Raw genomic sequence first — 13,082 nt, 5'->3', positions numbered from 1 at the left:
CCGCATTTGATGACAGTTTCTGCAACACGGTCCGGCAAACCGGTGCCCGCATGAAAAAAGGCCGCTCCGAGGAGCGGCCTTTAAACACGTCGCAAAGAATCAAGCCTCTGCGATTACTCGATAATTTTAGAGACAACGCCGGCACCGACGGTGCGTCCGCCTTCGCGGATAGCAAACCGCAGGCCCTGGTCCATGGCGATCGGCGTGATCAGCTCCACGTTCAGTTCCGCATTGTCGCCCGGCATCACCATCTCGGTGCCCTCTTTCAGGGTCACCACACCGGTCACGTCCGTCGTCCGGAAGTAGAATTGCGGACGGTAGTTCGTGAAGAACGGCGTGTGACGGCCACCCTCTTCCTTGGTCAGGATATAGGCTTCCGCTTCGAACTTCGCATGCGGCGTAATCGAGCCCGGCTTGGCCAGAACCTGGCCACGCTCAACGCCTTCACGGTCGATACCACGCAGCAGGACACCGACATTGTCGCCCGCCTGGCCCTGGTCGAGCAGCTTGCGGAACATCTCGACGCCCGTGCACGTCGTCTTCACCGTGTCGCGGATACCCACGATCTCGATCTCTTCGCCAACCTTCACGACACCGCGCTCGATCCGGCCGGTCACAACCGTACCCCGGCCCGAGATCGAGAACACGTCCTCGATCGGCATCAGGAAGTCCTGGTCCACCGGACGCTCCGGCGTCGGGATGTACTCGTCCACAGCCGCCATCAGCTCGGCGATCTTCTGCTCGCCGATCTCCGGGTCACGGCCCTCAAGAGCGGCCAGCGCCGAACCGGAAATGATCGGAATGTCGTCGCCCGGGAAATCATAGGACGACAGAAGCTCGCGAACTTCCATCTCCACCAGCTCGAGAAGCTCCTCATCGTCGACCTGGTCGACCTTGTTGAGAAACACCACCAGCGCCGGAACGCCAACCTGGCGCGCCAGCAGGATGTGCTCGCGCGTCTGCGGCATCGGCCCATCGGCCGCGTTCACAACCAGGATCGCGCCGTCCATCTGCGCAGCACCCGTGATCATGTTCTTCACATAGTCAGCGTGCCCAGGGCAGTCGACGTGCGCATAGTGACGGTTCTCCGTCTCATACTCCACGTGAGCCGTCGAGATCGTGATCCCGCGCGCCTTCTCTTCCGGCGCACCGTCAATCTCGTCATACGCCTTGAACTCGCCAAACTGCTTCGTGATCGCAGCCGTCAACGTCGTCTTGCCGTGGTCAACGTGACCAATCGTGCCAATGTTCGCGTGCGGCTTCGTCCGCTCAAACTTCTCCTTGGCCATCTCTCTGCTCCAAGCTTGGTGTTAATTCCTTGCGAGAACCGCTTAAGCGATCTTCGCGATGACTTCGTCAGCCACGGCCTGCGGCACGGGCTCATAGTGGTCGAACTGCATTGTGAACTGTGCACGGCCCTGGGTAGAGGAGCGCAGCGCATTGATGTAGCCGAACATGTTGGCCAGCGGCACCATCGCGTTCACAACCGTGGCGTTGCCCCGCATTTCCTGGTCGCGGATCTGGCCACGCCGGGAGTTGAGGTCACCAATCACCGAACCGGTATATTCATCGGGCGTCACCACCTCGACCTTCATCATCGGTTCCAGCAATTTCATCTTGGCGGGGCCCTTGATTTCGCGGAACGCTGCACGCGCCGCGATTTCGAACGCCAGCACGCTCGAGTCGACGTCGTGGTATTTGCCGTCGAGCAGCGTGGCCTTGAAATCGATAACCGGGAAACCTGCGAGCAGACCGCCTTCCATCACCGAGCGAATGCCCTTTTCTACGCCCGGAATGTATTCCCGCGGGACATTACCGCCGACGACTTTCGATTCGAACTCGAAGCCTTCACCGGGCTCACGCGGTTCGAAAAGGATCTTGACTTCAGCAAACTGGCCCGAGCCACCCGACTGCTTCTTGTGCGTATAGGTGATTTCGGCAGCCTGGCCGAGCGTCTCGCGATAAGCCACCTGCGGCTGACCGATATTCGCTTCGACCTTGAACTCGCGCTTCAGGCGGTCGACCAGGATGTCCAGGTGCAATTCGCCCATACCAGCCATACGCGTCTGACCCGACTCCTCGTCGGTCGAAACGCGGAAGGACGGATCTTCCGCGGCCAGCTTCTGCAGGCCGATACCGAGCTTCTCCTGGTCAGCCTTGGATTTTGGCTCGACCGCAATCTCGATCACCGGATCCGGAAATTCCATGCGCTCCAGGATCACCGGCTTGAGCGGATCACACAGCGTGTCACCCGTCGTGGTGTCTTTCAGACCCGCGATTGCGACGATGTCGCCGGCAAAGGCTTCCTTGATGTCTTCGCGCGAGTTCGAGTGCATCTGCAGCATGCGCCCGATGCGTTCTTTTTTCTCTTTCACCGTATTCAGCAGCGAAATACCGGTTTCCAGTTTGCCGGAATAGATCCGGCAGAAGGTCAGCGTGCCGACAAACGGGTCGTTCATGATCTTGAAGGCCAGCATCGAAACCGGCTCATCATCGGACGATTTGCGAACGATCTCTTTCTCGGTCTTCGCGTCGATACCCTTAATGGCCGGAACTTCGACCGGGCTCGGCAGGAAGTCGACGACCGCATCAAGCAGCGGCTGGACCCCCTTGTTCTTGAACGCCGTACCACACAACACGGGGTGGAAGTCGAGATTGACGGTACCCTTGCGGATCAACGCCTTCAGCGTTTCAACCGACGGCTCTTCGCCTTCGAGATAGGCTTCCAGCGCGGCCTCGTCGAGCTCGACGGCCGTCTCGATCATTTTCTCGCGGTATTCGACAGCCCTGTCAGCCAGGTCCGCGGGAATCTCTTCCTCGGTGAAGGTTGCGCCGAGGCTCTCATCGTCCCAGACGATCGCCTTCATGTTGATCAGGTCGACAACGCCCTTGAAGTCGTTCTCGGCACCGATCGGCAGCTGGATCACGAGCGGCGTGCAGCCGAGGCGCTCCACCATCATCTCGACGGAGCGATAGAAATCAGCACCGATCTTGTCCATCTTGTTGACGAAGAACATCCGCGGCACACGGTATTTTTCTGCTTGCCGCCACACCGTCTCGGTCTGCGGTTCGACGCCGGCATTGGCGTCCAGCAAGGCAACGGCACCGTCCAGCACGCGCAGGGAACGCTCCACCTCAATGGTGAAATCCACGTGCCCGGGCGTGTCGATGATATTCAGACGCTTGTCTTTCCAGAACGCAGTCGTCGCAGCGGAGGTGATCGTGATGCCACGCTCCTGCTCCTGCTCCATCCAGTCCATGGTGGCAGCGCCGTCATGGACTTCGCCGATCTTGTGGCTCTTTCCTGTGTAATACAGGATGCGCTCGGTCGTCGTCGTTTTACCGGCGTCGATGTGCGCCATGATACCGAAGTTACGATAATCTTCGATCTTGTGGGTGCGGGGCATGACTGTCGTCCTTGGGGAGGTCGGCTAAGGGGTGAATTACCAGCGGTAATGGGAGAATGCGCGGTTGGCTTCCGCCATGCGGTGCGTGTCTTCGCGCTTCTTGATGGCGGTACCGCGATTCGACGACGCGTCCATCAACTCGCCGGCCAGGCGCTCGCGCATCGTGTTTTCATTGCGTGCGCGGGCTGCGGCAACCAGCCAGCGGATAGCCAGAGCCTTCTTGCGCTCGGCACGGACTTCGACCGGCACCTGATAGGTCGCACCACCCACGCGCCGAGAGCGGACCTCGACGTCGGGAGAGACGTTTTCGAGCGCTTCGTGGAAGACCGAGACCGGCTGACGTTTCAGCTTTTGCTCGACCAGCTCCAGCGCACCGTAGACGATCGACTCGGCGGCAGACTTCTTGCCGTCGAGCATCAGGTAATTCATGAATTTGGTCAGATCCTTGTCGCCGAACTTGGCGTCGGGAAGGATTTCGCGTTTTTCTGCGCGGTGACGACGTGACATCTCTGGTCTCTCCTACTTCGGCCGCTTCGCGCCGTACTTCGAACGGCGTTGGCGGCGATCCTTGACGCCCTGGGTATCCAGAACACCGCGCAGGATGTGGTAACGGACACCCGGAAGGTCCTTCACCCGACCACCCCGAATCAGGACCACGGAGTGTTCCTGCAGGTTATGGCCTTCACCCGGGATGTAGCTCACCACTTCGTAGCCATTCGTCAGGCGCACCTTGGCCACCTTCCGCAAAGCCGAGTTCGGCTTCTTCGGCGTGGTCGTGTAAACGCGCGTGCAAACACCGCGGCGCTGCGGGCAGGCCTGAAGGGCCGGCACCTTGTTGCGTTTCGGTTTGTCTTTCCGCGGCTTGCGGATAAGCTGGTTAATCGTCGGCATACCGCCTCTGTCCGTTGTCTGCGCGCTCGTACCGATGCCGGGTTGAACGCATAAAAGCCGACGGCGCCAAGCAACATCGCTTCGCCCGCCGATCCATTGATCTAATTCCGTATTTTCGGACGACGTATAGGCTTGCTACGCCTACGGCTCGCCCCCGAAAAACAGGCGCGGAACCTATGCGCGTGATTTCCAAAGGTCAAGCGCCTGATACGGATTTTTGCGGGCCCGGCATCTGGTCAAAAAAAGGGCCGCCGGATGAACCGGCAGCCCCTTGATTTCACGCCTGTCTTCGACGGCTAGCCGTCGGTTCCATCGGCCTTCGCCGCAGCCGCCTCGGCTTCCGCTGCCTCGGCGATTTCTGCCGGCAGGGCTTCCGCAGCTTCTTCCGCCGCTTTCTTGCGCTCTTCCAGCATGTCGGCGTCAAGCTTGTCGGCCAGCGACTGGTATCGCCGCATGCCACCGCCCGTGCCAGCCGGAATCAACCGGCCCACAATGACGTTTTCCTTCAAGCCCTCGAGTGTATCGACCTTGCCCTGGACTGCGGCCTCGGTGAGGACCCGCGTGGTTTCCTGGAAGGACGCCGCAGAAATGAAGGAACGCGTTTGCAGCGACGCCTTGGTGATGCCGAGAAGAACGGGCTTGCCATCCGCAGGCTTCTTCTTGGTCTTGACCAACTCGTCATTGGTTTCGAGGAACTCGATCTTGTCGACCTGTTCGCCTGCCAGCCAGGACGTGTCGCCCGGATCCGAGATCTCGATTTTCTGCAACATCTGGCGAACGATAACCTCGATGTGCTTGTCATTGATCGGCACGCCCTGCAGGCGATAGACCTCCTGAATTTCCGACACGAGGTAATCTGCCAGCGCCTCGGTACCCAGCGTCGAAAGGATGTCGTGGGGTGCCGGGTGTCCATCGAGCAAGTACTCACCCTTCTGGATTACATCACCTTCCTGGACCGAGAGGTGTTTGCCTTTCGGTACCAGGTAATCGACCTTACCTTCCGGATCATCCTCCGGCACAATCGATATCCGCCGCTTGTTCTTGTAGTCGCGGCCAAACTCGACACGGCCGGTAATGTCAGCGATCACCGCATGGTCTTTCGGACGGCGGGCTTCGAACAGCTCGGCCACCCGTGGCAGACCGCCGGTAATGTCGCGGGTCTTTGCGCCTTCCGTCGGGATACGGGCAATCACGTCACCCGGTTTAACGGTGTCACCGTCCTGGACCGACAGAATGGCGCCAACAGCCAGCATGTAGCTCGCCGTCGAACCATTCTCGAACTTGACGGGTTCGCCGTTCTTGTCCTGCACGACCACCATCGGCTGGAGGCTGGCCCCCTTCGGTGCCGAACGCCAGTCGATTACGACCTTGGACGAAATGCCGGTGGCTTCGTCCGCTTCTTCCTTCACCGACACGCCGTCGATCGCATCGATCAGCTTCGCCGTACCGCCAGTTTCCGTGACAATCGGCGTCGTGTACGGATCCCATTCGGCCAGGCGGTCACCGCGCTTCACGGTCTTGCCTTCGCCGATATGCAGTTTTGCGCCGTAGGTCAGCTTGTGCGATTCCAGCACCTTGCCGTCCTTGTCGACGATCTTCAGCATCATGTTACGCGCCATGACGATGAAAGCGCCCTCGTCATTCTTCACCGTGGCACGGTTTTCGAATTCGAGCTTGCCTTCGCGCGTCGCTTCAATCACCGACTGCTCGGAAACCTGGGCCGTACCGCCGATGTGGAAGGTCCGCATCGTCAGCTGCGTACCCGGCTCACCGATGGACTGTGCCGCGATAACCCCTACGGCTTCGCCGATATTCACAGGCGTACCGCGGGCCAGATCGCGACCGTAGCAGGTGCCGCAAACACCGATCCGCGTTTCACAGGTAAGCGGCGAGCGGACCTTGATCGATTGCACACCTGCTGCCTCGAGCTCGAGGATTTTCTCCTCGTCGAGGAAATCGCCAGCCTTGATGGCCACCTTGCCGTCTTCACCCTTGGCGTCGGCCGCGGCATAGCGGCCAAGAACGCGCTGTCCGAGGGACACGACCACATCACCGCCATCGATGACTGATTCCATATTGATGCCGGCGTTGGTGCCGCAATCTGGCTCCGACACAATGCAGTCCTGCGCCACGTCGACAAGACGACGGGTCAGGTAACCGGAGTTGGCTGTTTTCAGAGCCGTGTCGGCCAGACCTTTCCGCGCTCCGTGGGTCGAGTTGAAGTATTCAAGAACGGTCAGGCCTTCCTTGAAGTTCGACACAATGGGCGTTTCGATGATCTCGCCGGACGGCTTGGCCATCAGACCACGCATGCCCGCAAGCTGCTTCATCTGGTTTTTCGAACCCCGCGCACCGGAGTGTGCCATCATGTAGATGGAGTTCACTTCCATGCGGCCGTCGAGCTCATACGGCTTGGCGACCTCGTCCATCATGGCGTCGGCAACCCGGTCGGTACACTTCGCCCAGGCGTCGACAACCTTGTTGTATTTCTCGCCGCGCGTGATCAGGCCATCGACATATTGTTGCTCGTACTCGCCAACCAGCTTGCGGGTCTCGCCCACCAGCTCGGCCTTGGCGTCCGGGATCAGCATGTCGTCCTTGCCGAAGGAGATGCCGGCCTTGCAGGCTTCACGGAAACCCAGGGCCATGATCTGGTCGGCAAAGATGACCGTCGCCTTCTGACCGCAATGACGATAGACCTCGTCAATCATTGCGCCGATGGCCTTCTTGGTCATCAGCTCGTCGGCGATTTTCCAGGATACGCGCGGGTGTTTGGGCAGACGGTCGATGATCATCATCCGGCCCGGCGTCGTCTCGATCCGCAAGCGCACCGGCTCGTTGTTTTCGTCAACCGTGTCATAACGCATCGAGATGTTCGAATGCAGCGAGATGACACCCGCTTCCAGAGCGGCTTCCATTTCGGCCATGGTCGCGAACGCTGTGCCATTGCCCGGCTCGTCGTCCTTGTCGACCGACAGATAATACAGTCCGAGCACGATATCCTGCGACGGCACGATGATCGGTTTGCCATTGGCCGGCGACAGGATGTTGTTCGTCGACATCATCAGCACCCGAGCTTCGAGCTGAGCTTCCAATGACAGCGGCACGTGGACCGCCATCTGGTCACCGTCGAAGTCGGCGTTGAAGGCAGCGCAGACCAGCGGGTGCAGCTGGATCGCCTTGCCTTCGATCAGTTTCGGTTCAAACGCCTGGATACCGAGCCGGTGCAGTGTTGGGGCCCGGTTCAAGAGCACCGGGTGTTCCCGGATCACCTCGTCGAGCACGTCCCAGACCTCGGGTCGTTCCTTCTCGACGAGCTTCTTGGATTGCTTGACGGTACCTGACAGGCCTTTCGCGTCGAGCCGCGCATAGATGAACGGCTTGAACAGTTCGAGCGCCATTTTCTTCGGCAGACCGCACTCGTGAAGCTTCAGTTCCGGACCGACCACGATGACCGAACGGCCCGAATAATCGACGCGCTTGCCGAGCAGGTTCTGGCGGAACCTGCCCTGCTTGCCCTTCAACATGTCAGACAGCGATTTCAGCGGGCGCTTATTGGTGCCGGTGATCACGCGGCCACGACGGCCATTGTCGAACAGCGCGTCGACGGATTCTTGCAACATCCGCTTTTCGTTGCGGATGATGATGTCCGGCGCGCGAAGCTCGATAAGACGCTTCAGGCGATTGTTCCGGTTGATAACACGGCGATAGAGATCATTCAGATCGGAGGTCGCAAAACGGCCACCATCGAGCGGCACCAGCGGGCGCAACTCCGGCGGAATGACCGGCACGACAGTCAGAATCATCCATTCCGGACGATTGCCTGAAGCGATCAGATTCTCGATCAGTTTCAGGCGCTTGACGAATTTCTTGAGCTTCAGCTCGGAGCCAGTCTCCGCGATTTCCTCGCGAACTTTCTCGGCTTCCGCCTCAAGGTCCATATTCATCAGAACATCGCGGATCGCTTCAGCGCCGATGCCGGCGGTGAAGGCGTCTTCGCCATACTCGTCCTGCGCATCCATGTATTCTTCTTCAGTGAGAAGCTGATAGGGCTGCAACGGCGTGAGCCCCGGCTCGGTCACCAGGAATTGTTCGAAATAGAGCACCCGCTCCACATCCTTCAGCGCCATGTCCATGATCATGGCGATACGGGACGGCAGCGATTTCAGGAACCAGATGTGTGCGACAGGAGCGGCCAGCTCGATATGGCCCATGCGCTCGCGGCGGACACGCGCCAGCGTGACCTCAACGCCGCACTTCTCGCAGGTAATGCCCTTGAACTTGATGCGTTTGTACTTGCCGCACAAACACTCATAGTCCTTCGTTGGTCCGAAAATACGGGCGCAGAAAAGGCCATCCCGCTCCGGCTTGAATGTCCGGTAATTGATCGTTTCAGGCTTCTTCACCTCGCCATAGGACCAGGACCGGATCTTTTCCGGGCTGGCCAGCGAAATCCGGATCCGGTCGAAGGTCGGGCCTTCGGCGGCCGGGTTGAAGATGTTCATGACCTCATGGTTCATGTTGCCGTCTCCTCAGGGGGGAGTGAACGGCGGAGCTGGCAGGCTCCGCCGTATAAATTGCAGTTACTCGTTCTTCAGCTCGACATTCAGGCCCAGCGAACGCATTTCCTTGACCAGCACGTTGAAGCTTTCCGGGACGCCGGCCTCGAATGTGTCGTCGCCGCGGACAATTGCCTCGTAGACCTTGGTCCGGCCAGCCACGTCATCCGACTTCACCGTCAGCATTTCCTGCAGCGTGTATGCCGCGCCGTAGGCTTCCAGGGCCCAGACCTCCATCTCGCCGAAACGCTGGCCGCCGAACTGCGCCTTGCCGCCCAGTGGTTGTTGGGTAACCAGGCTGTACGGGCCGATCGAACGGGCGTGGATCTTGTCGTCCACCAGGTGATGAAGCTTCAGGAGATGCTTGATGCCAACCGTCACAGGGCGGCGGAATTTCTCGCCTGTGCGGCCGTCATGAAGCTGCGACTGACCGGATTCGTGAATCCCGGCCATCTTGAGGTGGTCGACAATATCCGGCTCGCGCGCGCCGTCGAAAACTGGCGTGGCAATCGGTACACCGTTGGCGAGATTACGGCCGAGCTCGGCCAATTCCTCATCGGACTTCGGCAGCTCCTGGTCCTTGCCATAGACTTCCGTCAGCTTGGCTTTCAATTCCTTCGTCTTGCCGTCCCGCTTGTACGCTTCATAGAGCTCACCGATCTGGCGTCCCAGGCCCTTGCAGGCGAAGCCGAGATGGGTTTCGAGAATCTGGCCGACATTCATCCGCGACGGAACGCCGAGCGGGTTCAAAACCAGATCGACCGGTGTGCCATCATCCAGATACGGCATGTCTTCGATCGGCGCGATCTTCGAGATTACACCCTTGTTGCCGTGACGGCCGGCCATCTTGTCACCCGGTTGCAGCTTGCGCTTCACCGCGACAAAGACCTTGACCATCTTCATGACGCCCGGCGGCATTTCATCGCCACGCTGCAGCTTGTCGACCTTGTCCTCGAAGCGGCGGTCCAGTCGCGCCTTGGATTCGTCGTACTGCTTCTTCAGAGCTTCTATGCCACCCATCGCCTTCTCGTCATCGATGGCGATCTTCCACCACTGGCTGCGCGGCACATCCTCAAGGGCTTCGGCAGTGACCTCGCCCTTCTTGAAGCCCTTGGGCCCGGACGTTGCCTTGTTGCCGACCAGAATGTCGGAAAGGCGCGAATAGATGTTGCGTTCAAGGATGGTGAGTTCGTCATCGCGGTCCTTACCGAGACGTTCGATTTCTTCACGTTCGATCGCGATGGCGCGCTGGTCCTTGTCCACACCATGGCGGTTGAACACACGGACCTCGACCACCGTACCGGTCGTGCCGGGCGGCAGACGCAGCGACGTGTCGCGAACGTCCGATGCCTTCTCACCAAAGATGGCGCGCAGGAGTTTTTCTTCCGGCGTCATCGGGCTTTCACCCTTCGGCGTGACCTTGCCGACCAGGATATCGCCGGACTCGACCTCGGCGCCAACCGACACGATGCCGGCCTCGTCGAGATTGCGCAGCGCTTCCTCGCCGACATTCGGGATGTCGCGGGTAATCTCTTCTGGTCCCAGCTTGGTATCGCGGGCCATGATCTCGAACTCTTCGAGGTGTACGGAAGTGAACACGTCATCCCGCACGATCCGCTCGGAGATCAGGATCGAGTCCTCGAAATTGTAGCCATTCCACGGCATGAAAGCGACGAGCACATTCTTGCCGAGTGCCAGCTCGCCGAGATCGGTCGACGGGCCATCGGCAATGATGTCCCCTGCCCGCACCTCGTCGCCAACCTTCACGATCGGACGCTGATTGATACAGGTCGACTGGTTCGAACGCTGGAACTTGGAAAGGCGGTAGATGTCAACGCCGGACTGTGCTGCATCGACTTCGCCAGTCGCACGGACCACGATCCGTGTCGCATCCACCTGCTCGACCACCCCGTCACGACGGGCAGCTATGGCGGCGCCGGAATCGCGGGCCACGACGTCTTCCATGCCGGTGCCGACCAGCGGCGCTTCCGCTTGCAGGAGCGGCACGGCCTGACGCTGCATGTTCGAACCCATCAGGGCGCGGTTGGCGTCATCGTTTTCCAGGAACGGGATCAGCGCTGCAGCGACCGAAACAACCTGTTTCGGCGACACGTCGATATAGTCCACATCCTCACGGGGGATCAGCGTGGCGTCACGGCCAGGGCCGACACGGCAGTTCACGAATTCGTTCTCCAACAGCCCCTTGGCCGTCACGGTCGCGTTTGCCTGCGCGATGTTGTAGCGCGCTTCTTCCATCGCCGAGAGGTAATGAACCTCATCAGTCAGCTTGCCGTTCTCGACGCGGCGGTACGGGCTCTCGATGAAGCCGTACTTGTTCACGCGGGCATAGGTCGACAGCGAGTTGATCAGGCCGATATTCGGGCCTTCTGGCGTTTCAATCGGACAGATTCGGCCATAATGCGTCGGGTGCACGTCGCGCACTTCGAAACCGGCCCGTTCGCGCGTCAGCCCGCCCGGTCCGAGCGCCGACAGACGCCGCTTGTGAGTCACTTCCGACAGCGGATTGGTCTGATCCATGAATTGTGAAAGCTGCGACGAGCCGAAGAATTCGCGCACCGCCGCAGCCGCCGGCTTGGCGTTGACCAGGTCATGCGGCATCACGGTCTCGATATCGACCGAGCTCATCCGCTCCTTGATCGCACGCTCCATGCGCAAAAGACCAATGCGGTACTGGTTTTCCATCAATTCGCCGACCGAACGCAGGCGGCGATTGCCGAGATTGTCGATGTCGTCGATCTCGCCACGGCCATCACGCAGACCGACCAGCGTTTTCAACACGGCAAGGATGTCTTCCTTGCGCAGAACCCGCATATCGTCCGGCGCATCCAGATCGAGGCGCATATTCATCTTCACGCGGCCAACCGACGACAGATCGTAGCGTTCGGAATCGAAGAACAGTCCCTGGAACATGGCTTCTGCCGTGTCCGGCGTAGGCGGTTCGCCCGGGCGCATTACGCGGTAGATGTCGACCAGCGCCTGTTCGCGCGTGTCATTCTTGTCGGCGGAAAGCGTCTGCTGGATGTACGGGCCCCGCGACTGGTTGTCGATGTCGAGGATTTCCAGCGCCTTGATCTTCTGCTCGTGCAGCGCCTCGATCACCTCCTCGGTAATCTCGTCGCCAGCTTCGGCATAGATCTCGCCGGTTTTCGCGTTGACGATGTCCTCTGCAACGAAACGGCCCATCAGGCCCTCATCGCTCAAAAGGATGTTCTTGAGGCCTTCATCCGCCAGCTTGTTGGCGGTACGAGCGGCAATCTTCTTGCCGGCCGGTGCCACGACTTCGCCCGATTTTGCATCGACCAGGTCGAATGACGGTTTTACGCCGCGCCAGCGCTCTTTCACGTACGGGATCGCCCAGCCACCCTTGACCGACTTGATCGCGATCCGGTCATAGAAGGTGGCAAGGATTTCTTCGCGGTCCATGCCGAGCGCGTACAGCAGCGTCGTCGCCGGCAATTTGCGGCGGCGATCAAGACGCATGTGAACGATATCCTTGGCATCAAACTCGAAGTCGAGCCAGGAACCGCGATAGGGAATGATGCGCGCGGCGAACAGGAACTTGCCGGAGGCATGGGTCTTGCCCCGGTCATGATCGAAGAACACGCCGGGTGAACGGTGCATCTGGGAGACGATAACCCGCTCGGTACCGTTGACGATGAACGTGCCCTTGTCGGTCATGAGCGGAATATCGCCCATGTATACGTCCTGTTCCTTGATGTCCTTGACCGAGCGCGCGCCGGTTTCCTCGTCGACATCGAAGACGACGAGCCGCATCTTCACCTTTAGCGGCGCTGCATAGGTCAGGTCACGCTGCTCACATTCCTCGGTATCGAATTTCGGCGGTTCGAATTCGTAGGAAACGAAATCGAGCACAGCTCGCTCGGAGAAATCCTTGACCGGAAACACCGATTTGAAGACGGCTTGCAGGCCCTCGTCGCCACGCTCTCCGGCGGCGATGTCCTTCATCAGGAATTGATCGTAGGAGCTTTTCTGCACCTCGATCAGGTTCGGCATCGGAACGGTTTCCGGAATTTCGCCGAAAGACTTGCGAATGCGTTTTTTACCGGTGAACGACAGACCCATGTCGGCTCCCTTCGCAGCAAAGGCTGCGCTTGTATGACCCAATTCCGCGTCCGAAAGGATCGCGGTTGCCTGCGATGCCCGCCAACCGGACGATCCGGGACAGGCGATGCCGCCAGTGACA

The 13,082-nt window shown here is 59.8% G+C and carries 6 protein-coding genes; all 6 read right to left on the bottom strand.

Annotated features, from left to right (window positions below; all coding sequences use genetic code 11):
* Positions 1-113 precede the first annotated feature (113 nt).
* Positions 114-1,289, bottom strand: a complete 1,176-nt coding sequence (gene tuf / locus ACOOFN_RS12330; protein ID WP_420431885.1) for an elongation factor Tu — start codon at positions 1,287-1,289, stop codon at positions 114-116.
* Positions 1,290-1,331: 42 nt separating this feature from the next.
* Positions 1,332-3,407 (bottom strand): elongation factor G, encoded by a 2,076-nt coding sequence (gene fusA / locus ACOOFN_RS12325; RefSeq protein WP_420431908.1) that lies wholly within the window; start codon positions 3,405-3,407, stop codon positions 1,332-1,334.
* Between the two features lie 36 nt (positions 3,408-3,443).
* Positions 3,444-3,914, bottom strand: coding sequence for a 30S ribosomal protein S7 (rpsG, locus tag ACOOFN_RS12320; protein WP_420431906.1), 471 nt, complete (start codon positions 3,912-3,914; stop codon positions 3,444-3,446).
* 12 nt (positions 3,915-3,926) lie between these two features.
* Positions 3,927-4,298, bottom strand: coding sequence for a 30S ribosomal protein S12 (rpsL, locus tag ACOOFN_RS12315; protein WP_144254309.1), 372 nt, complete (start codon positions 4,296-4,298; stop codon positions 3,927-3,929).
* Between the two features lie 296 nt (positions 4,299-4,594).
* On the bottom strand, positions 4,595-8,818 hold the full coding sequence (gene rpoC / locus ACOOFN_RS12310) for a DNA-directed RNA polymerase subunit beta' (protein WP_420431903.1): 4,224 nt from the start codon (positions 8,816-8,818) through the stop codon (positions 4,595-4,597).
* A gap of 63 nt (positions 8,819-8,881) precedes the next feature.
* Positions 8,882-12,961, bottom strand: coding sequence for a DNA-directed RNA polymerase subunit beta (gene rpoB / locus ACOOFN_RS12305; RefSeq protein ID WP_420431901.1), 4,080 nt, complete (start codon positions 12,959-12,961; stop codon positions 8,882-8,884).
* Between the last annotated feature and the right edge of the window lie 121 nt (positions 12,962-13,082).

Origin of the sequence: Hyphobacterium sp. (genome assembly GCF_965217055.1) — a bacterium.
Classification (GTDB): domain Bacteria; phylum Pseudomonadota; class Alphaproteobacteria; order Caulobacterales; family Maricaulaceae; genus Hyphobacterium.
Note: the sequence above shows the minus strand (reverse complement) of the source record. Positions and strands in the feature narration are given on the sequence as shown.